The 20,844-nt window shown below is 58.0% G+C and carries 21 protein-coding genes and 1 tRNA gene; 12 read left to right on the plus strand and 10 right to left on the minus strand.

Annotation, left to right across the window (positions count from 1 at the left end; all coding sequences use genetic code 11):
• Nucleotides 1–25 precede the first annotated feature (25 nt).
• From GQ56_RS0119800 to GQ56_RS41530, 10 genes are all read left to right on the plus strand, one after another.
• The gene (locus GQ56_RS0119800; RefSeq protein WP_081894929.1) at nucleotides 26–1,426 is read left to right on the plus strand and encodes a reverse transcriptase domain-containing protein; all 1,401 of its coding nucleotides are present in this window, start codon (nucleotides 26–28) and stop codon (nucleotides 1,424–1,426) included.
• A 207-nt stretch (nucleotides 1,427–1,633) separates the two neighbouring features.
• Nucleotides 1,634–2,272, plus strand: coding sequence for an SLATT domain-containing protein (locus GQ56_RS0119805; RefSeq protein WP_152601793.1), 639 nt, complete (start codon nucleotides 1,634–1,636; stop codon nucleotides 2,270–2,272).
• A 52-nt stretch (nucleotides 2,273–2,324) separates the two neighbouring features.
• Nucleotides 2,325–3,059, plus strand: a complete 735-nt coding sequence (locus GQ56_RS0119810; RefSeq protein ID WP_152601794.1) for a hypothetical protein — start codon at nucleotides 2,325–2,327, stop codon at nucleotides 3,057–3,059.
• Between the two features lie 2 nt (nucleotides 3,060–3,061).
• On the plus strand, nucleotides 3,062–3,187 hold the full coding sequence (locus GQ56_RS46925) for a hypothetical protein (RefSeq protein ID WP_265183115.1): 126 nt from the start codon (nucleotides 3,062–3,064) through the stop codon (nucleotides 3,185–3,187).
• Nucleotides 3,188–3,754: 567 nt separating this feature from the next.
• Nucleotides 3,755–5,173, plus strand: a complete 1,419-nt coding sequence (locus GQ56_RS0119820) for a protein kinase domain-containing protein (RefSeq protein WP_031400273.1) — start codon at nucleotides 3,755–3,757, stop codon at nucleotides 5,171–5,173.
• A gap of 15 nt (nucleotides 5,174–5,188) precedes the next feature.
• Nucleotides 5,189–6,352 carry a UvrD-helicase domain-containing protein gene (locus GQ56_RS41525; RefSeq protein ID WP_075122972.1) on the plus strand — a complete coding sequence of 388 codons (1,164 nt, stop codon included), beginning with the start codon at nucleotides 5,189–5,191 and terminating at the stop codon, nucleotides 6,350–6,352.
• On the plus strand, nucleotides 6,349–7,758 hold the full coding sequence (locus GQ56_RS44450; RefSeq protein ID WP_152601795.1) for a hypothetical protein: 1,410 nt from the start codon (nucleotides 6,349–6,351) through the stop codon (nucleotides 7,756–7,758). The genes GQ56_RS41525 and GQ56_RS44450 overlap by 4 nt, the downstream gene beginning before the upstream one ends.
• A 213-nt stretch (nucleotides 7,759–7,971) precedes the next feature.
• A tRNA-Ile gene (locus tag GQ56_RS0119825) sits at nucleotides 7,972–8,045 on the plus strand.
• 75 nt (nucleotides 8,046–8,120) lie between these two features.
• Complete coding sequence (locus GQ56_RS0119830) at nucleotides 8,121–8,447, plus strand: H-NS histone family protein (RefSeq protein WP_031400274.1); 327 nt, start codon at nucleotides 8,121–8,123, stop codon at nucleotides 8,445–8,447.
• A gap of 28 nt (nucleotides 8,448–8,475) precedes the next feature.
• The gene (locus GQ56_RS41530; protein WP_075122973.1) at nucleotides 8,476–8,979 is read left to right on the plus strand and encodes a DUF6933 domain-containing protein; all 504 of its coding nucleotides are present in this window, start codon (nucleotides 8,476–8,478) and stop codon (nucleotides 8,977–8,979) included.
• A 245-nt stretch (nucleotides 8,980–9,224) separates the two neighbouring features.
• Here the strand turns inward: GQ56_RS41530 and GQ56_RS0119835 are convergent, their stop codons facing one another.
• Nucleotides 9,225–10,178: a hypothetical protein gene (locus GQ56_RS0119835; protein ID WP_031400275.1), complete on the minus strand. Its 954-nt coding sequence runs from the start codon at nucleotides 10,176–10,178 to the stop codon at nucleotides 9,225–9,227.
• A gap of 347 nt (nucleotides 10,179–10,525) precedes the next feature.
• Here GQ56_RS0119835 and GQ56_RS41535 point away from each other — a divergent pair, with 347 nt between their 5' ends.
• Complete coding sequence (locus tag GQ56_RS41535) at nucleotides 10,526–11,236, plus strand: MobA/MobL family protein (RefSeq protein WP_075122974.1); 711 nt, start codon at nucleotides 10,526–10,528, stop codon at nucleotides 11,234–11,236.
• 325 nt (nucleotides 11,237–11,561) lie between these two features.
• Here the strand turns inward: GQ56_RS41535 and GQ56_RS39425 are convergent, their stop codons facing one another.
• From GQ56_RS39425 to GQ56_RS0119880, 8 genes are all read right to left on the minus strand, one after another.
• Nucleotides 11,562–12,791 carry an inovirus Gp2 family protein gene (locus tag GQ56_RS39425; protein ID WP_235212719.1) on the minus strand — a complete coding sequence of 410 codons (1,230 nt, stop codon included), beginning with the start codon at nucleotides 12,789–12,791 and terminating at the stop codon, nucleotides 11,562–11,564.
• A 108-nt stretch (nucleotides 12,792–12,899) separates the two neighbouring features.
• Nucleotides 12,900–14,285 (minus strand): DUF3987 domain-containing protein, encoded by a 1,386-nt coding sequence (locus tag GQ56_RS0119850; RefSeq protein ID WP_043301506.1) that lies wholly within the window; start codon nucleotides 14,283–14,285, stop codon nucleotides 12,900–12,902.
• Nucleotides 14,285–14,650, minus strand: a complete 366-nt coding sequence (locus GQ56_RS39430) for a hypothetical protein (protein WP_043301507.1) — start codon at nucleotides 14,648–14,650, stop codon at nucleotides 14,285–14,287. Before GQ56_RS39430 ends, GQ56_RS0119850 begins: the two co-directional genes overlap by 1 nt.
• A 10-nt stretch (nucleotides 14,651–14,660) precedes the next feature.
• A complete protein-coding gene (locus tag GQ56_RS0119860; RefSeq protein WP_031400280.1) occupies nucleotides 14,661–15,020 on the minus strand; it encodes a hypothetical protein in 360 nt (119 codons plus the stop codon).
• A 126-nt stretch (nucleotides 15,021–15,146) separates the two neighbouring features.
• Nucleotides 15,147–15,281 (minus strand): hypothetical protein, encoded by a 135-nt coding sequence (locus GQ56_RS46930; RefSeq protein WP_265183116.1) that lies wholly within the window; start codon nucleotides 15,279–15,281, stop codon nucleotides 15,147–15,149.
• A 12-nt stretch (nucleotides 15,282–15,293) separates the two neighbouring features.
• Nucleotides 15,294–15,584 carry a helix-turn-helix transcriptional regulator gene (locus tag GQ56_RS0119870; RefSeq protein ID WP_235212720.1) on the minus strand — a complete coding sequence of 97 codons (291 nt, stop codon included), beginning with the start codon at nucleotides 15,582–15,584 and terminating at the stop codon, nucleotides 15,294–15,296.
• Between the two features lie 223 nt (nucleotides 15,585–15,807).
• A complete protein-coding gene (locus tag GQ56_RS0119875) occupies nucleotides 15,808–16,719 on the minus strand; it encodes a hypothetical protein (protein WP_152601797.1) in 912 nt (303 codons plus the stop codon).
• Nucleotides 16,720–17,125: 406 nt separating this feature from the next.
• Entirely contained in the window at nucleotides 17,126–17,824 is a 699-nt protein-coding gene (locus GQ56_RS0119880; RefSeq protein WP_031400283.1) for an MgtC/SapB family protein, read from the minus strand.
• A 114-nt stretch (nucleotides 17,825–17,938) separates the two neighbouring features.
• On the opposite strand from GQ56_RS0119880, the gene GQ56_RS0119885 reads away from it, so the two are divergent.
• A complete protein-coding gene (locus GQ56_RS0119885; protein WP_031400284.1) occupies nucleotides 17,939–19,048 on the plus strand; it encodes an AGE family epimerase/isomerase in 1,110 nt (369 codons plus the stop codon).
• A gap of 29 nt (nucleotides 19,049–19,077) precedes the next feature.
• Here the strand turns inward: GQ56_RS0119885 and GQ56_RS0119890 are convergent, their stop codons facing one another.
• Complete coding sequence (locus GQ56_RS0119890; protein ID WP_031400285.1) at nucleotides 19,078–20,631, minus strand: methyl-accepting chemotaxis protein; 1,554 nt, start codon at nucleotides 20,629–20,631, stop codon at nucleotides 19,078–19,080.
• Nucleotides 20,632–20,844: the final 213 nt, after the last annotated feature.

Genomic DNA, 20,844 nt, shown 5'->3' on the forward strand with positions numbered 1-20,844 from the left:
AGAATCTGCGATTAACGGAGCACATGTGGACGCGAGTCAGACCGAAATCTTTTCCGCTCTTTTCTCGCCGGCGGCATTCTCAGAGGTCTTCACGTCGCGGTTCGCCAGAGCACGTAGCAAAGGCATCGACCGGTTGAGCGGATTTCAGTTTGCGCAACGGTCTGTTGTGGCTCTCACAGTCGCCAGCTACAAGTGTGTGAACGGCTCGTTTCGCTTCTCGCCGTACCTCGAAGCGTTGAAGCTCAAGGGACGAGGTAAAGCCCCACGCGTGGTTGGAATTCCAACCATCAGGGACCGAGTTGTCTTGCATCAGCTCAATGCGTTCCTGAAGACCGTTTTCCCGGAATGCATTCCAGCAAACATTGCAAACGGGTATGTGCGACAGATAGCGGCCGACATTCCGCTACGCGCACCGAACGAGACGTTTGTCTACGGCGGAGACATTAAGAATTTCTACGATGCGATTCCCCGCGAACGCATGGTCAAAGTACTGGAAAAACGGATTACGGTTCCTGCGGTGCTAGATCTGATTCGAAGGGCAATTGCCACACCGACTGTCACCAAAAATTCTTCCCGCACCCGGCGAAGCACTGGAGGACTTGAGCGCGGCGTTCCTCAGGGTCTGTCGATTTCGAATCTTCTCGCTGCGATCTACTTGCACTCGGTAGACGCGGAAATGCGTCGCTCTTTCAACGTAAGTTACTTTCGCTACGTTGACGACATTCTGATCTACGGCGCGCGCAACGACGTTGAAAAAGCAAAGGCATCGCTCAAGGCGCGCCTGCAACGACGAGGACTGAGCCTGCACGCGGCAGGCTCAGGCAAGGCCCATTTTGCGGCGCTGGAAGAGCCGTTCGGCTATCTTGGCTATCTGTTCAACTCGCCAACGATTACGGTTCGTGAGTCCACTGTGGAGCGGCTTCTGCAGTCACTTTCCGCGCAGTTCAGTAGCTTTTCTCACAACAAGGATCGGCGTCTCGAAAAACACGCCTACCTCAACATTGAACGCCTTAAAGAGATTTTTCTTCTCGAGCTCAACGATCGGATCACAGGCGCAATCAGCGAAAACCAGCGCTTCGGCTGGATCGCATTTTTCAGCCAGATCAACGACCTGACGCTTCTTCATCGTCTCGACAACGCGGTAAGCGCCATGTTTGAGCGCCTGCCTGAATTCGATCGCCGAAGCCCGCCCGGATTGAAGCGGTTCGCCCGAGCCTTTTTCGAAATCAAGTATCGACCCAACGGCAGCTACGTGCGCAACTACGACACGAACGACACGCCGGTGCGAATGCTGCAGTTTCTAGTCGAGCGCGGCCGGGTTGCTCCGACAGAAATGCTGACCGACCAGCAGATTGCCAATCGTTACCAGAGTTACCTCGCTCGAGCGTTGGCCGCCATGCATGCCGATGAAGGCTTCGCATACTAGGGAAGTCGGCTATACTTTTTGCGCGCGACACCTACCGCCGTTAGGTGGTACCTCGGGCCCAGGGCCACGAGCGGAAGTGCTCCATTTTCGGCTTCATGCCGATTCCCGTTTCCCCGGGAACCTCGTGCGGACGCTGCTGTATGCGTTGTCGGGCGAGTGGATATTGCCTGATCCTCCAGGTGTCGCGCCCTTCCTGACGAGGCGCCAATGAGAGATACACTAGAACGACTAAAAACGACCATCTGGATCACTGCAGGTGCCCGATACAACGCGTCCAGACGTCTATCGCTTCGAGACTCGTTTTCGACCGTCAGCCTTGCCATGTTCTCGGTGGTGACAATCGGTTTGGCCGTCGTTCAGAAAATCTACTTTACCGCAGACTCGCCTGCCGACAAATACGGCACTGTACTGGGCGTTACCCTCGGCGCGTTCCTTCTCGCCATCAGCCTTCTGGAAGCGGGGAAAGGCAACGCCCTTTTGGCCGAGGCCTTGCACCGCAACGCGGAAGAACTCACAGCGCTTACAAAGCGCATTGATCTACGAGTCTCGGCACACGATGCCGGCCGGCTGTTGACTGAAGCAGATTTGGCCGAGTTCAACGAGGGCTATGAATCCATCAAGGCTCGCTGCGTCACGAACCACGCACCCAAGGATTATCTCCTCTTCATCGGTGAGAAGCGCATGGCACCGGAGTTTGCGAAAAAAGACGGAACTCCCCGCGTGACCGGGTGGCAGTATCGTTGCCGACACACTTGGTGGCTTCTGTCGAGCGTCTGGTATTTTCTTTTGCTGTGGCTTACGATCGCCTACCTATGCTACGAAAACTGGGCCCAGTACGCGCGATGAGCGCGCAACTCACCGTCCGAAGCTACGTCGTACCAGCGTCGCAGGCCCATCGATGATAAATGCTCTTCCTTTCGCGCTCGCTTTGTACTGGCTGCTCGAATATGTGGTCAGGCGCGCAAGCTACTGTGCTGAAATGGAGCGTCCCACCTTTCAACCGCCGTGGCAAACGGGATGCGAATGGGCCATTGTGATTAGCCCGGGATTCTGGCTCTCGCATTATTTCAAGAGCCGCATTCAACATTTCGCCGGCACCAACGCGGTGTCGGCCAGAAGAACCCTGATTACGCGAAGCAATTGGCTCAACGTGTTGGTCAGTATGATACTTCTAATTCTGGGCCTCCTTACGACGCTTGCGGCGCACGGGACATTCGGCTGCTCGTTCGTCGCTGACCTCGTCGTAGTGCGCTACATTTCGCGCACCACCGAGATCGGCTACGCATTTGGACGCGACGTCATGACGCCCCCTGACAACCGGAGCGGCCTCGACAAGCATGCACGTCTTTCGCTCGCACTGCGTAGTTACGTCGAACTGTTCGTGCTTGCTGTGCCAGTCTATCTCCTCTGCGTGCCGCACTACGAGACCGTGCTCAAGGCTCTTACGCTCTCGCTATCTGTCGGCACGCTCACCAACGTCGGATATGGCTTCGTGGACGGGCACGGATTTCGAGCGCTTCTCGTCTTTCCCCAGGTTTTCTCAACGCTTAGCCTGGTCTTGCTCAGCCTTGCCTCCTACATTTCCCGGCCAGAGCCGAAAACGACTCCCGAAGCGGACACGGAGCCAAAATAATCATGTCGTTTTACCTCGATGAAAGCGGTCACAGTGGCGACCTCGTCAAGATCGGCGCTGCAGACGATTTTCTTGACCAGCCGTACTTCTCACTGGCTGCGTCGGCGTTGAAGACGAGCAGCGATTGATACGCCTAGTCGGCAAGGCTGCCGTCTGGTGAGCTCAAATCAAAAGGGCTAGTGAGCAAACCAGCGTTCGTTGCTGAACTCATCGAGACGAATCTACGAGAGCATTTGCCTGTATTCGTTGAAGTGGTCGACAAGCGATATTTCGTTTGCATTCAGGTCATCGTCAACCAGCTCTTGTCGCCGGTTCTGGGCTACGGACATCTGCACTGTGCAACTCCGAGCTGAAGTTTTTCCCGTAAGGTACTTGTTCCCCAAACAGTCTACGGGCGCTTCCGGGTCACGTTCGCGTCAGCCTGCATGGTCTACTCGTTTCCTCTCATTGCCACGGAATATTGGAAGACATTTAGTTGCCTTGGTCCCAATATCATGCTGGCTCGTGCCGCGTACAGGCTGTTTGTCAATCTCCGCTGCCAAGCGACGAGATGTCCAAGGAGCACCAAGAGCAAGCGCGGCAAACGGAACAACAGACTTTTCCTCGTTGAGCATGGCTATAATGGTTCACAACACTCTTCAGTAGTTGCAACACGGTAAAAAGAATACAGACGTCGCCTCTACGGGGAAACTATCATGCCAGCACTCGACGAAAAAATCGTCGCCGACGTGGCCGAACGACTTCGCAGACATCTCGCGGGTAAAGCGGGATACGGTGATGCGAAATACCTAGCATCAGGTGGGTCAGCAGCAGTATTTTTAGTCCCGTCGCCAGCGGGCCGGTCCGTGTTCAAAGGATTTAACCCGAAGTTCCTTGACGGAGTCTCGGGATCGGCCGAGCGAAAGCGTTTAGATTTGCAACGAAAGCTAATAGGACATACTTGCCCTTCGCTAATCCAAACATTGGACGTTATCGAAGCCGAAGGTACGGCTTTCGTAGAGATGGAGTACCTGGACTGGCCGCCACTCACTGAAACTCTCGGTACAGTGCCTGATGAAGCAATCATCCCTCTATTCACCCAGCTTGTTGACGCAGTTAAGTTTTTGGACGCGCTCGGGATGGTTCATCGTGACATCAAACCGGAAAACATTCACGTTTCAGCAGATTTTACGGCACTTAAACTGCTCGACCTTGGAGTCGTGCGAGAGATTGAGCAGAACGACGCCCCGGATGGCGCGATAACGGATCATGGAAGCACTCGACCGTTTCTTGCCACCGCGCAGTACAGTTCGCCAGAATACCTGTTCCGACTGGATGAGCCGTCGCCGAAGCTATGGAAGGGGCTGAACTTCTACCAGCTTGGCGCCGTACTGCACGACCTCATAGCAAAGCAGCCTCTATTCCAGTACGAGATGGGCCTCGAAAACAGATGGCTTGTCGCGCGAGCGGTACTCACAAAGGTGCCTGTATTCGTCGACGGCAATGCTGCACGATTGGCAAGCCTCAAATCGCTTGCGTCGCGTTGCCTCGTGAAAGATTTGGAATCCCGGCTCCAACTGGTAGGTTGGGAGGATTTCAATTTAGGGGATACGAAGGACCCCCTAGCCACATTGCGCGCCAGGCTTGCGAAAGGCAAGGTGAATGTGGGCGGCCAATTAAGCGCGGCCAACGCCTCGCGGCTCGACTTCGATAGAGGCGAATTCTTCCGTCGCTTCTGCGAAATGGTCCGGACCGAACTCTTGCAGGTATGCGGAACCGATATGCCTCTCACGCTCCGCCCCTCGGCCCCCGGAGATGTGCAGGTTGCTCAGTTAATTTTAGCTGTAAGCTCCGAGTGGACAGTCGAGTGCGAGCTACATTTCGATTGGCAGCAACAGCTTTATGAAAGAACCGTCAACGTGTCGCTTCGGGCAAAGTTGGTGCAAGCGGCGCAGGCCGTTGGTAAAGTTCAAACTAGCGCGCGGTTGGTCACCGTAGCTTCTATCGGAGAAAACGAAGCAGAGGGGGCCGCGACGGCTGCCTGCGCGGTGGCACAAGTGGCAGGTTCTGCCCTTGACCGACTAGAGAGCGCAGCGGATGCAAGCACACTCCACGATGCCGACCTAATTGCGTAAACCCGGGGAGCAAAAATGAACAAAGGTTGGTTTAGGTCAGTAAAAGAGCTTGACGACGACCAGAAGGCGTTCATCAAGCTTCCTCCATATGGCAAACACTCACTGGTTGGGCCGCCCGGATCAGGAAAGACAAATCTCTTATTACTTCGCGCAGAGTTTCTTGCGGGTACTGGCGAGAAGAATGTCCTTATTGTTACCTATACTCGTGCGCTGGCCGATTTCATTCGGACAGGCATCGGGGCCGCTGGCCTAATATCTCCCGACCAAGTTAAAACTTACCACTCGTGGGCATCAGACCATATTTTTCAGTATTTGGGCCGTCCAGCATTGCAAAAGAACATCGATTTTGACGACCAGTCTCGTGCCGAAGTATTGGGATTGATAAAAGAAGCAAACCTCCACATCCCAGCCCCCAAGCTCTTTAGCGCGATATTCGTAGATGAGGCGCAGGATTTAACATCAGAAGAGCTGGAGGCCCTTTTGGGTTTAAGCGATAATGTTTGCATTTGCGGCGATAGTCGCCAAGGAATTTATAATCGAGATGGATTGACCATCGCCGACAAATTGAATTTGCAGCAACACACTTTAAAACGCCATTTTCGCATTGGCCAGCGCATAGCGCGCGTCGCGGATCGTTTGTTGCCACCCGCATCGGGTGCCAATAGCCTAGAAGCTACGTCAAACTATAACCCAAAGGAACAAGGGGAATCCAGTGCGAAAATGCATCTCTTGAAAAGTAGGGATGAACAGTTCGCGAAGATGCTCGAAATAATACGCATCCAGCTTGATGCTTTTGCTGGCGACACAATCGGGATTTTTTGTGGAAAAAAGGATACCCGAACCGAGTTACGTAAAAAATTCAATTCGACCGACCTTGCAGATAAAGTGGCAGTTCATGGTGTGGATGCCGATTCAACTTTCATGGGTGGGCGCCCGATTCATGTTTTAACTATGCATGGCGCAAAGGGAACTGAATTTCGGGCTGTGCATATGTACGCCACCGAGGAGCTTGCCGATTTTCCATTGAATCGTTCCCGACTTGGGTTTACGGCAATAACGCGAGCAAAGACCGCACTGAATGCTTATCGTACAGGCGAAACAAACAAACCTCTCGAAAATGCATTCTCTGAACCAACGCATTTTGACCTTGAAGATTTACTGCCAGGTGATGCAGCATGAATGAACACTTCATTCGTTGGCAAATGTACCCACGGGATATTGTTCCCGAGGCGCTATTGGGTGCACTCCATCGTTGGAACGGCCCTGCGCAATTCTCGATTGAACCCTATGACCTACGAGAGTCGCGGATAGCCGTTGGGTATTCCGATTCGCGGATGAGAGCCGACTACAATCCGCCTGTTCTCTTAGTGCTTGAAGACGAGTCGGCCATTGAAGCGCTTGCGTGGCTTAGAACATATGCTCCCGAGACAGCACCGCTGAGCCAGTACGCGCGGGTAGTCACCAGTCAAGATTGGGCGATTTTCAATAGCTCCCCGCGAGATGTTCGCGATTCACGAGAGGATATTTGGGCGTCTGTCATTTTGGGTGAAGTTTTGGCGCATGGTGAAACCGACGTCGAACTGGCAGCTGTTCCTCTTTCGCGCGCTGGGGCATGTTTCTCCATGGCAATCGCACGGGCAGCCTGCACACATGGAACGGACGAGGCGACCAAGATTTGTGCCGACCGGCTGCGGCAGGTCGAAGCAGACCGACGTTTCGTTCGGCGCGCAGTTACGGTCAGCGATTTGATGCCCATCTGGGCGATGGCTGGAGGTCAATTTGGAACGCCCGTTTCCGCCGAGGAGACCGCTAATCTGGTCCTCGATGCTGCGTTGAGGTTTATGCGCGACTCCGACCGCGCCGCCTTATTTTCAACGTCATTGAGTCTACAGAACATCCCGGGGCTCTCAAGCGATTCTATTGAAGAACGGGTTCTGGCTTTTCAACGTCTTTCTGCTGAATTGACAAATACAGAGTTACACGGTGCCAACAACGGACTACCCTCTGTCCTGCTCGCAGCAGCCGCATTCTTAGTAGGTCGGAGCACGTCCCATGTATTCCTATTGAATCGCATTAGCAAGCGATTTCCTGCCGCATTAGCGTGGTACGGGCTGATTGCCGGACTCGCAGGTCCATCAGCCTGGGATACCGGGTGGTCCAAAGCTGCCAAAGGCATAGAGCGACAAGTGCGGTCGCGCTTCGACTGGTCGGAGTCTACAGGATTCGACCTATGTTGGATTGAGTATTCATGGATGGCCTCGACCTTCGATGGACCAGATGCCTTCAATTCGCTCCCGAAGCTATCGCCTCGGGTCATTTCGATCGAAACCGTTCCGGGTGCGGCATGTCAATTTCGTTTGGCGACAGGTTCTACGCTGGACTCGGATGCTAGGCTACCCAACGATAATGCTCGCGAGAAGGATCTTCAGGCAGCGCTGTCGCAGTTTGTGACGCTAGCTAACCGGGCCCGCCATTTGCTCGAAGGGGCATATGTGCCCAGTCAGCAGAGCATGGAGTTGTTCGACAGCGACGACATCGCGCGTGGACGCTCCACTAAGGGCAAGAAAGGGAAATCCTCAAGCTAAAAGGCTCGGCTGGCAATCGCCGAGCATCGTCGTGCCTTGTCGGGATGCACTGGATGGTTAAAGCCACCCGGTGCATCAGCAACGGCCGTCTGAAGTTTGACCTTCCGGCCAACTCCATTCATGCGCCAGCGCGCGCTCACTTCGTCTGACGCCATGAGTTCGGATACAATCGCACGCTCAGCGTAGCGGCACAGTCGCCGCCCTCTACTTCTCGGGCTCGTAGCTCAGTTGGTTAAAGCAGTCGACTCATAATCGATTGGTCGCCGGTTCGAGTTCGGCCGGGCCCAAAAAACGAACGATAACGCGAACTCAACTGCCCAGCGTCACTCCAAGCGGCAGTTATTTGCTCGAGACATCTCCACATGAACAGCCCTACCATTCGCGAGTTGCAGAAGCAGCTCGGTCAGCTGAATCTGATTGTTGAAGAATCCAAGCAGCAAGAAAAGCAAACCAAACTCAAACAGATCGCCGAAGACGTTAAAGAGTACGGCATCACGGAGATCGAACTGCTGCGCGCCGCCGGCTTCGTCAAGGCAAAACGAAAGAAGGCACCAGCCAAGTACTACGATCCGGATACGGGGCAGTCGTGGTCCGGCAAAGGCCCGCGTCCCAAGTGGCTCGTCGGCAAGAACCTCGACGACTATCTCATCCGAGAAGCCCCAAAGCCCTGGTGGCCAGAAGAACGCTGACGCCACAGCAACTCGACTTCTCGACACGATGTTTCACCTTCACTGTACCCGTAAGCTACGCGATCGCCTAGGGCACCAGCCGACCTCCGTCCCGGAGAGCACGCCGGCGTCCACATTGGGCCATTGGTACGCCACAGTGCTGTTCTGGCGCCCTCAAGTGGTCCTTTGCGTCAACGAACGCACGCTCTTGCCAGTCCTCATACCACTCGTGCCAGCAGCAACCCTGCCTGCTCGTTTTCCGGAAGCACTGGCGACCGTGTTGCGGGCGCATGGATGGGACGCCGCGAAAATCGATGCCGAGATGCAGCACATGCACGAATGTGAGATCGTCAAGACCGCCAACCGGAGCGTAGTTGGAATGCTCAACGAATTCGCATTTCTGGCACGCGTCTGGAAAGAAGAGCAAGATGCGCCACCGGATCTTCGTCGCCTCTCCATGAAGCTCGCTGACGTGCCGTGTAAGCCACTACGCTACGACAGTCCGGCACAACGGGTACGTGCACTCGCACAAAGCACAACGCCGGCCCGATAGGCAGGCCGATTGCTGATAACGTCGAGTCTGCGGCTCGTTGCGCATATTCGAGTGTCTGCTCACCGGCAGCTTCTTACAAAAAGTTGGCCGGAACACCTCCACCGGCCACGAAGAGTTACGAGCACGCTGACGAACAATTTCGGGGTTGCTCCTCAGCATAAGGACGGTAATCATCTCTCGACGGCACAAGAGCGTTACTGAACACATCGACGGTCGCTTGCCGTTCTTACATCGGTGTGTTCAAGCTATTTGCCCGGCCGAGCCACTGGAGCAATCTGCGCCTTCAGCGAGAGAGTCAGGTTCAGCTTGTGTTTCGTGAAGTCCGAAAAACGATACTTCCCTTGCTCACCCGCCTGCTCGCGCTTTCCAGGCTTCGTCTTCCATACGCCAAGCACGACGACCTCGGAATCCTCCTCGATGCCTTCGAACCAATCGGCATTGTCAGTCCAGATGCTGGGCTCGACACTGATTCCATGTTCCGCATCGTCGGCATCCACAGCGTATTTCGGGATGTGGAGATTGATCACATTCGTCGGTCGACCATCAATGATCGGGCTCCGCTTTGATTTAACAACACCGTGCAGTGCGATCGGATGCTTGACGGTCTGAAGCGACACCGCCCGATACGCCTCCAAGTATCGCTCGGCCTCGAAGTAGAACGAAGACCAAGGGACTACCGTGTTGCCTTCGAATACCAGCTCCAAGTACTGAGCCATGCTTTCGTCGTCATCGCAGGCTGCGCGAAGTAACAGTACCTTCTTTGCGGAATTGATGTAAGCCGGCAACTTTCCCGACTTGCGTTGATACGTCGTTCCTCCCGCACGCGATCTTCCGCCAGAATTCGATGTTGCAGGTTTCTGTGCCGGTTTAAGCGCGTCAGCAATCATCATCAGCCGGAGACGGTATTTGCCTTGACGCAGGCTTTCGATGAGTCCGTCCGACTCCGTCACCAGCTTCTTGATGTTGTTCTCAACCGCATGCGGGCAGTTGTCAGCGTGCTCACCATTCTTCAGCAACCGGAAATATGCCGGAACCTTGACCGATTTGTTATGCCGCTCGCAACTGTAGGCGCTTTGGTGCGTCACCCCAGTCGGACAGTGCCGACACAGCAACGGCTCACGGCCCTTGCCTTTCACATAGTCGTCAGCTTGCCATTCGTTACCGTCGGCATCAAATGCCGTCGACATCTTGATACCCATTGATCACCTCGTGTCATTGAGACAGTACAAGTTTAACTCTTTAATGGAGATCCCAACAGGGAACTCTTCACCACTCGATACAGACATCATCCTATTTGCTCAGTTGTCGAGCCTAATATAAATATGGGATGGCATAGTTTTCTCTTGCACTCCATATCTTGTGAGGCAATAGCAGGAAGATCAAGAGTAGAAGCGAGTAGCAGCAGGGTGTAGATAGGATCAACCGATGGCGATTACACACGTGAATCATTGGGAGATTTAGTACGCGCACATACCCTTTCTCTCCAAACTGCACCTCGACGTCTCTTTTCCCTCATCTCACTGAACCCAATCGACGGAGAACGGGAATGGCAAGCTATCACATGGCGATCAAAAGCCACGGAAAAGGCAAGGCAGCAGATCGGTCGAAGTACATCACACGCCAAGGAAAATACAACGATCGCATTGAAGATCTGGTTGCAACAGGGCATGGCAATTTGCCGGAAGCAGCAAACGGTAACCCTTATTCACTTTGGAGAAACGCAGACAAGTACGAACGCGCTAATGGCTCCGCATGTCGAGAGTTCGAACTTGCTTTGCCGGGTGAGCTGACGCTTGAACAGCAAAAAGAAGTTCTGCATCAGTTTATCAACGATATAGTCGGCGACAAACCCTACGAGTATGCGATCCATCGACCGAGTGGCGCGATCAGCGGAACAAGCAATCCGCATGCACACGTGCTGCTCTCCGATCGAGTATCGGACGGAATTGATCGCACGCTTGACCAGATGTTCCGACGCTACAACCCGCACTACCCGGCACGAGGTGGATGCAGGAAGGACAGTGGGGGAAAGCCCGCGCACATCGTTCGAGAAGAGCTGATTGCGACACGCGAACGGTGGGCCGACATTCAGAATGAAGCCCTCAAGAAACACGGCCACACCGCGCGGGTCGATCATCGTACGCTTGCACAGCAAGGCATCAGTCGAGCACCGGAACATCATCTCGGGCCAGCACGGGTCAGGAACATGTCGAGCACGGACAAGGAACGGTACGTCACAGCACGAGAAAAGCGGTGACAAACCCACCAGCAACCGGCACATCGGACTTCCGCCCACGATACGCGAATCACATCAGATCTACGAGCTGATCCTCAACGCTCAGCAACGGATCACTCCGAGCGCTCGGGACAAGCACAACCGGATCAATTTTTCACAAATTTTCTTGTGATTTTTCTGAGGATTTTGCTCGTGAAATTCTCGGAAGTTCGCGTCGCAATGGTGCCCGCCCGCGGCAACGCCTCGGGCGAGGCGACCATTCCGCCTAGAATCGACGAAATCAGTGCCTTAATAGAATCAATAGGTTAGGCGTTTTGGATACAGATTTTGCCTGCCCTGCTTACGCCTATCCCGCCTTAGCTTCACCTCTCGGCGGTCGACGCGGTGACCGCGCTTTGCGCTCACGCATGCCGAAATACTCGCCTGCGGGTTCGTTGCTCAAGCGAACCAGGGCACGGCGCATCGCCAGATAGCCGAGCGCTCTCTTGAGCCTGTCGCGTCGTTCGGTGTCGTCGGCGCGGACCTCGCCGTGTATCCAGTCCTGATCATACAAATTCCCCGTGCCGTCGGCTCGGTAATAGCTGCCTCGCCCTTCGGTCACCCCCTCCACCCAATACGTTCCGATCAGGTCTGCATGGTCTTTCAGAGCCATACCGTCCAGATCTGCTTCCACCCGTTTGTCATCGAGCAGTTTGCGCACTGTGGCTGTGTCGAATAGCAGCGTCAAATGAAGATGGAACTGACCGTCCGCTGACGGCAAAATGGCCCAAACGAACCCGGGCTTGGATGAGAAGAGCGCCAGATTTCTTCGCATGCGATCAAAGAGTTTGGCGCGGCAATCCCGGAGTACCTGAAGGTCAGAACGATGATCCCCTTCGACCGCTGGATCACACAGCAGCCGAAGGTGTAAAACGGTCAAACTGGAGCGCGGCGGCGCAAACAGGCCATCCAGATATGCATGCAACCTCGTCAGGTTCTCCAGACTACCAAGATTCCAGTTGAATCGCTCTCGGCGCAACAACTTGCTGTCGCGCATGGCTTGACGGAAGCGATCTACAAAATCGTTACAGTTCTTCGCCACGCTGAGACCGGTGTCATCGACAAGCGCCTTGGGAGTACGTAGCAGAGAGCGGCTGATTGGATGCTCTAAAAACAGGTCGCGCAGCAATCGGAGGTGCGGTGGATAGAGCAGGTGTTTTTCCGTTGGATGCGTCGCAAGGCTATCCTTGATAGAAAACAGCAGTGTCGCTAGGTGGTTCGACCCACTGAATGACGGATTGGGGCGAGTTGCCACTACGGTCGTCGGCAACAGGACTTCATGCTGTTGGCCATTGGCATCCCATTCACATACCTTTTTCAGGTACGTCTCGCCCTGGACATGAAATGGTGAAAGCTCTGTTGCCAATGCCGTCCAAACGAAGCGATCAAGCGATACCAGAAGGCCGATCCCCGGACCGTCACAAATCTCGGCACCGCCGCCCGGAGTCACCCGGAAACTCATGCTGCGTTTAATGTGCTGGGCCAATCCGTCGAGGATCTGCGGATCGATGTTGTTGGATAGATTTGGCTTGTTCATTGGAGAATTTCGACACCTATGGGCCGTTATTGGAGTCGCACAGTCATACTGCACAGCGAACAGAAGGGAATGCCCGCCACGGGATCGTGAACGGGCGTTCGGAAGGGACTAGATGAGTCCCCACGAGGTGTGCTGAAACGCTGCGGGATGCTCCATCAACTCGACGTTGATGACGCGACGGCCGTTTTCGGTGCGCTGAACGACCTGAGCCAGACCATGCCCACAGATTATCTTGGTCACTTCGGCCATCTCCGCCTTGGTCCAACCGAAATTCGGAGCCTGCACTTCGAGGTCGGATTTGCGGTGGACAAGAATCGGCTTCCCGTTCTTGTCCCTCAGGTTGTATAGCCACGCCAGAAAACGCTGCGCACGTTGCTCGGCATCGGACATCTGCTGAGGCGGAAACGTCGTTGCAAGCCAATGCCCTCCGAAGCACTCCGCGATCGTCGCCGCCCTTGCCATCGTGTCATCCGATACAGCCCCCTCATAGCGTTCGAATACATGCATGCAGCCAGCAATCCGCCGTGCATTCGCGGTCAGACGAACAGCGAACACACGCGCTTCATTCGGCGAGAGGACGGAACTTGCCATCGAAAAGAAGCCTTCTTGCGCCTGCTGGAGAACCTGTTCAGCACTCGGCATGACGTCTAGCACAGGAAGGTGGTTCGCCGGCGTCGCTTCAAGGTTGAGCCTTGCGCTCGCGAGCAACTCGACAATGCGCTGATCGTAATCCAGAAGTGCCATTTCCGGCTGCTGCTTTCCCGCTCCCGCCACCGCGACATCTTCGGCCTCCAACATCAGCAACCGATAATGGTAGCCGGCCCCAATCGCGCCCCGAGCGTGCTTGTCGAGCCATGTGCGATTCTTATCGTTCTGGACGTTCACGCACATTACAAAAATCGCGCTTTCCAGAGCATTCTCAATCACCTCGTCATCGTCGACGCGATTGAATGGAGGAACGTTCCCGTCGTGCAGATCGTTCAACTCCGGAAACGAACGGCTTAGCAGGCCGCTAATCCCGTCACCAAGATGCGCTCCCCCTTCAGCCGACTCCAGCATGGAAAGAACCGAGCCACTCCGCATCTTGCGAAGCAACGCGGCCGGCGTCACGTTGCCGAATCGCCACGGGTTCTTCCAGCCCTTCATTGCTTCAATGACAGGAGCGATAAATCGGTCGCGGGCTTCCGTCTTACCGCTCAACGGCGGCCCAGCAAATCGCAGGTACAGAGCCAGTGGCACTGCTTTGCCGTTGTGGCCACATATGCGGGCATTCCCGGACGCCGCAAAGGACACGTTAGAGAGCGAGTTAACCAGAATGGCCTCCGGCACCGCTCCGTAGATGGCGCGATGCTCTCCCGCGGCTCGAAACAGAGTGGGCGTGAGGGCATTAATCGCTTGCCACGGGTTAGGACGATGGAAGCTCTGGGGTTGCGTCGTGAGAACGTTTTGCGAGGGCATAAAGCCCCCGCCATTCGGTCTGGCGAGGGGGCTCATTACGTGATCACCTCTTCTTTCGTGCTCGCTTGCGACGCGTTCGGCGATTCGAGAATCGGCAAGTTGTCGGCGTTCGCCCCGGCATCCTTGCCCGGTACCGGCTCGCCCCGGCGCATAGCTTCGGCTTCCAGGAGTTCGTCGAAGATCACGTTGCTGATCGACACACCATGATCATTCAGCTTCTTGATAATCGCGGTCTTCGAAACGTCCGCCTTCAGCTGCTCGCAGATGTCCGGATAGAGTTCCGAAAACAACGCGCCGCGCTCGCGGCCACGCTTGGCCTTGGGTGACTCCAGCGCGCGGACGGCCTTCTTGAGCGATTCAAGGTCGACCTTCGCGGTTTCGGGAGAATTTTGCTTTGCCATAGTCGCCCCCTCACACCATGATCTGTTGATCTGCCACGACACGGACGCACATCGCCGACCAGAAAAGCGCCGGATTGGCTGAGACCGAGTCAAGCTTGCCATTGATTCCGCACGTTCCGATTTGACCGTAGGAGCGCAGTACGATCACAGCGCGGAGCACCGCCATGGTCGTCAGGCCATAGTTCCGCGCGAATTTCAGAACGGTCTCGATACTGACCACTTCTCTGCCGGTGCTAGAGACGTAGTCATGCAACGCTTGCGCAAGGTACATCGCCTCGATTCGCCCGCGCGGCACTCCCCTCGCCTTAAGTTTGCGGGCGAAAGGTTCTACATCGTCTGTCGGCATCATCGTGCCCTTCGAAATTTTCATTTGGATTCCTTAATTTTGTAAATTGACGTAGGTCGAATTCCCGTTGACTTCGACTACGTCACAACTTTCCTAGGAGCGGTTTCGTCTCGATCAGCCAAGCGCCGACATTGACTTGACCGCCAATGCCTACATGCCGTTGTCGCTGTCTCCCGCCCGCCGCTTACCCGGTTGCAATGTGTCGATCGATTCGATGAAGCATTCCGCATCCACTTTGCTTTCGATTGTGATCGTTTGAGGCTGGCGCGGCGTATTCGGATTCATCGCTCGCTCCTCTTATATCGCTCCGCACAATTGTGCGCGAGCTTCGATCCAAGTATCGACGTCCGATTCGAGAAATCCAATCGAACGTGCCGTCAGCTTGATTTTCTTCGGAAAGGTGGGATCGCTCGACATCAGCACGTACAACGTCGCACGCGACAAGCCTGTCCGTTCGATCAGTTGCTTGATACGAAGGATGCGCAGAGCCTTGTCAGGTGGGCGGCCCATGGGGACCGGATTGGCAAGCGCGACATGGCAACTCGTCGAGAAATGCCGCAGGGCGACATCATTGACAGCTCTATTCATGGGTTTCTCCGTCACTGGTTGGAGCTGACAAGGGCTTGTCTGCCCTCGTCCGCAGGAATCCGGCAAGCGCCGGGAGTGACGAATCTTGCGGTCGGAAATGCATTTCCGAGCAAGGAAAACTTGTCGGTTGCGGTCTAGCCTTGTCTGACAAGGCTTTCCGACACGTAGGTCGGAACTAGGTCGGTAATGGATCGGTATTACCGATGTCCGGGGCCGTCAACAGCTAATCGAGACGCCCGTTCTTCCGCCTTTCCTCGACCCTCTCACAAATGTTGTAAATCGTTTTTCTGGTGACGCCATAGTGCTCTGCCGTCGCCTTTCTCGGACCACGTACATTGGCCGCCTTCTGCCCCATGTAGTAGATGAAGACCTCTTGCTCCCGCTCAAGACTGATCTTTCGCTGACCCGGGCGCCACTCAGCATCCGATTGACCAGGCTGGTCCGGAGTTTTTTCCGACTCCGGATCTCGGCACACGAACCCGTGCTGCTCCAGATAGGCAATGGCCGCCGTGCGTGAAATTAGGCCACGTACGGAAAAGCCCGAAGCTGGGGCATGCCGTCGATTAAACAGGCTGAGCGTCCCGGTCTCGAACATTCGCTCCAAGGCATTTCGATGGTCCACAAAGACAGCATCCTGCTTCAATTTGTGTCGTGAGACATCCTTCTCCGTCAGCAAGCATGGCTCCCAGGCCCGCCGCTCTTTCAGGTTGCGGTAGGCTGACAAGAACGCGGCGCGCACCCCATCGGAAATTGGGTAGTGAAGCGATGGCAGGTGAGGCAAAACGCCTTCAAGCCAGCGCCGATCGTCCTCCGTCAAAGCAATCGGCAATTCGACATCAGCAAGTCCAGCGTCAATTGGCGGTGCGGCGAGCCAGTGTTTCGCCATCCAACCCTCGGCTGTTGCTCGCGGGAATCGAGATACCTCCGGACCGGCATCCATTTCCGTCGGCAAGGCGGATGCCGATGGCTCTAACACTGCATTGCCTTCCGCGATAGAAGAGGCTCGGATAAAACCTCCGTCAATGCAATCAATTCCTTTCAAACCCTCGGTCGGCCAAACCGCCTGCGCAATCGCAGAACAAAGATCGAAAACCTCAATCGCCAGACCCACCGGCAATTTAACTTGCGCCTGCATCCCGCCCCCCAATCTCAGCTTGAAAACATCTGACGAGTATAGAGTCAAGAGAAATACGTTGGCATCGCAGGAACTGCAGGCTAAGCCCAAAATCCGAGAAGGGGTTCGACGCGCGAGACGGCACTTCCCGTTTGCCCCTGTCGTATTGCGTCTCTTGGTAAAACGATACAGAATGACTCGCCACAGAACGCCGCGCGGACATGTTGTCCCAGCCAAGCCAAGCGCCGATGATGGGCTGGCCGAGGGGCCAAAAATCCACCCCACCCCCAACCTATTGATTTGATTGACCTTATCGAAATAGTTTGGCAGAGGTCATGGAAATCGGATGGCGAGGCCCGCGAACGCGGAACCGGATGTCGAACGGAATCTGGCCGGCCATTGTCGCACGCCCCGCAGCCGGTTCAGCCTATTCGTCGCCCGACAGCCCGCGCCCCTCCTCGAAACGCGTGACGCCCCGCAGCGCGCGCAGCTTGTCGCAGATCGCCCGGTATTCGAGCTCCGACACCCGTGCGAGCGCGATGCGCACCTCGTCGTGCTCGCCCGTATCGTCGGCCCGCTGCACGATGAACTGCTTCACGCGCGCGCTGTCCGGGCCGAGCGCCGCGTGCAGCGAATCGAACGTCAGCGCGCCGCTCACCACCGTCAGCGCCAGCTGGCGCCGCTGGCGCACCGTGAAGTAGCGCCGCTCCAGCGGCTTGATGCCGGCCAGGATGATCAGGATGATGATCGTCGCCGAAATCGACGCGACGTAGAGTCCGCCGCCCACCGCGAGACCGATCGCCGCGACCGACCACAGGCTCGCGGCGGTGGTCAGCCCGCGCACGATCTCGCCGCGCAGGAGGATCGAGCCCGCGCCGAGGAAGCCGATGCCCGACACGACCTGCGCGGCGATCCGCGACGGATCGAGCACGATGTGGTCGTTGCTGCCCAGCACGTCGGCGAAACCGAACGCCGACACGATCATGATCAGCGTCGAGCCGACGCAGACGAGCATGTGCGTGCGCAGGCCGGCCGCCCACGACAGACGCTCGCGCTCGAAGCCGATGACGCTGCCGAGCGCCGCCGCGAGAACGAGCCGCATCACGAGTTCCAGGTTGCTCAGCATCCGATTTATCTCCTTTACTGGTGCCGGCCGCGCGGAATGTTTTATCCTTGGCCCCGGCCGCGCCGATTCTCCGGGCCGCGCCGACACGTTTCGAACCCAGCGCTCAACCCCGTCATGTCCGTTTCCGACTCCGCTTCCGCCCAGGCCGCCCAGCTGCGCCACCACTTCGCGCACGTCGTCTTGCCGATCTGGCGGGGTTCCGGGTTCGACCAGACATTGCGACTGCCGTTCGAGTCCGTCGATCCGGCCACCCACGCGCCGCTGCCCGTGACCCGTTATCGCACCATGGCCTGCGCACGGCAACTGTTCGTGTTCGCGCAGGCCGGCGACACGGCCCACGCGGCCACGCTGTTCGATGCGCTGAACCGGCGCTTTCGCGACGCACGCCACGGCGGCTGGGTCTACAGCGTCGACGCGCAAGGCGCGCCGCTCGATACGACCAAGGATCTGTATACGCACGCGTTCATCGTGTTCGCATGCGCCGCCTGGTATGCGGCATCGGGAGACGCCGCCGCGCGCACGGCAGCCGAAGAGACCGCGGCGCTGATCCAGGACCGCTTCGCGACGCGTCCCGGCGACGCGCTGCTCGATGCGGCGCGTCACGCCGATTTCTCGTCATCCGGCAGCGGCGCGCTGCAGAATCCGCTGATGCACCTGACCGAAGCGTGGCTCGCAGCCGCCGACGCATTCGGAGATGCCGCATTCGACGACGCGCTCGGGCGCACCGCGCAGGCCGTCGAGCGCACCTTCGTCGACACGGCAACCGGCTGCGTGGCCGAGCTGCCGATCGGGGCGGCCGACAACCGTTTCGAGCCCGGCCATCAGTTCGAGTGGTTCTATCTGGTCGATGCGGCCGGCCCGCGGCTCGCGCAGACCGGGCTCCCCGCCGCGCTGTCGCGCGCGTTCACGTTCGCGGAGCAATATGGGGTCGATGCGCAGACAGGCGGCGTGTGCGCCGCGCTCGATGCGCAGGGCGCGTGCATCGACGGCACGCAGCGGATCTGGGCGCAGACCGAATACCTGCGCGCGCTCGCGACGCACGGCGGCACGCCGGCCTCCGCGCCGCTCGCGCAGCAGATCGGGCGGTTCGCCGCGCGCTTCCTGCATCCGCGCGGCTGGTTCGAGTGCAAGACGGCGAGCGGGCAGGTGTCGCGCGCCGACATGCCGTCGACGACGCCCTACCACCTCGCGACCGCCTACGCGGCGCTGCCGGCCGGCGCGTAACCCGGCCCGGCCCGCGACGGCGCCGCGCGTCAGCCGCGGCCGTCGCCCAGTTCGAACACCGACACCGCCTGCATCAGGTGCGCGGTCTGGTCGTTCAGCGAGGCCGCCGCCGCCGCGACCTCCTCGACCAGCGCCGCGTTCTGCTGGGTCAGCTGATCCATCTGCGTGACGGCCTGGTTCACCTGCTCGATCCCGACGCTTTGCTCGACCGACGCCGACGTGATCTCGGACATCGTCTGCACGACCCGCGTGATCGACACCGAGACCGAGCGCATCGCCTCGCCGGCGCGGTCGACCAGCTCCGCGCCGCCGTTGATCTGCGAGACCGAATCCTCGATCAGCGCCTTGATCTCCTTCGCCGATTGCGCGCTGCGCTGCGCGAGCGAGCGCACTTCGCCCGCGACGACCGCGAAGCCGCGCCCCTGTTCGCCCGCACGGGCCGCCTCGACCGCCGCGTTCAGCGCGAGGATGTTGGTCTGGAACGCGATGCCGTCGATCACCGAGATGATTTCCGCGATCCGCCCCGAGCTCTGCGCGATGCCGCGCATCCGGTCGATCACGCTGTCGACCACGCCGCCGCCGTGGCTCGTCGCCTCGAGCGCCGCGTCTGCCAGCGCGCTCGCCGCACGCGCGCTGTCGGTGTTCTGCCGGACGGTCGCGGTCAGCTCCTCCATGCTCGCGGCCGTTTCCTCGAGAGAGGCCGCCTGCGTGCCCGTGCGCGCCGACAGGTCGGCGTTGCCGCCCGCGATCTCGCCCGCGCCGAGGTGAATCGCGTCGGACGCCTGGCGCACCGTGCGCACGGTGTCCGCGACGCTCGACTGCATCACGGCGAGGCCGCGCAGCATCCGGTCGATCTCGAACACGCCGCCCGGCCGCACGACTTCGTCGAGCCGGCCCTGCGCGATCCGCTCGAAATGGAGGCCGGCTTCCTCCAGAGGCGCGACGACGGCGCGCCGCGCCGCCGCGTAGATCGCCGCGCTCGCCACGAGCATCGCCACCAGCAGCACGATGCCGACCGACTTGAACCAGAACATGCCGCCGTCGATCGTGTCGAGCGCCGCGCGGCTCGATGCGCCGCCATAGTCGGTGAAGCGATGCAGCTCGGCGATATAGGCGTCCTGGATGCTCTGGGTCGGCTGGTCGAGGAAGGCCTGGATGTTATCGGCGTCGAGGAACTGCACGAGTTCGCCCAGCGCGCCGCGCAGCGCGCGGTAGCGTTCGGCCAGCGCCGCGACGCGCGCGCGGTTCGTGTCGTCGACCGGCTGTGCCGCCGTCAGCACGGCGAACGCCTTGTCCGCCTCCGCGAGCGAGGCGCCGGCGTGGCGGATGATGTCCTCCGGCTTCGGGCCGCCGCGCACCATCCGCGTGCCGGCGCGCGACAGGTTGATGCGGGCGTCGAGCAGTTGCTGGGTTGCCTGGCTGGCCGCCCCGACCTGCGCGATCGCGACATTCGACAGATCGTCGACCCCGCTGCGCGTCGACGCGAGCGCCCGGAAGCCGAGCGCTTCGATCGCGAACAGGAAAAGGCAGAACACGGTCAACACGCCGAGCAGACCCGACGCGAGCTTGATTTTTCCAAACATGGGGGAGATTCCTGGAAAGCGGACGATGTGGCAATGCCCCGGCATTAGCGGCATTTCTGCGTCGGACTTTAGGTGCGGCCGGCGAGGTGCGGCCGGCGAGGTGCGGCCGATTGGAAGCCGCCGGCGAGGCGCAGCCCCGGCATTCTCGCCGAATCGCCCGCAAACGACGACAACTCCCGCATTCGACGCAACAATCGCACCGCATCGCGCCGG

The sequence above is a fragment of the Burkholderia paludis genome (assembly GCF_000732615.1).
Lineage (GTDB): Bacteria > Pseudomonadota > Gammaproteobacteria > Burkholderiales > Burkholderiaceae > Burkholderia > Burkholderia paludis.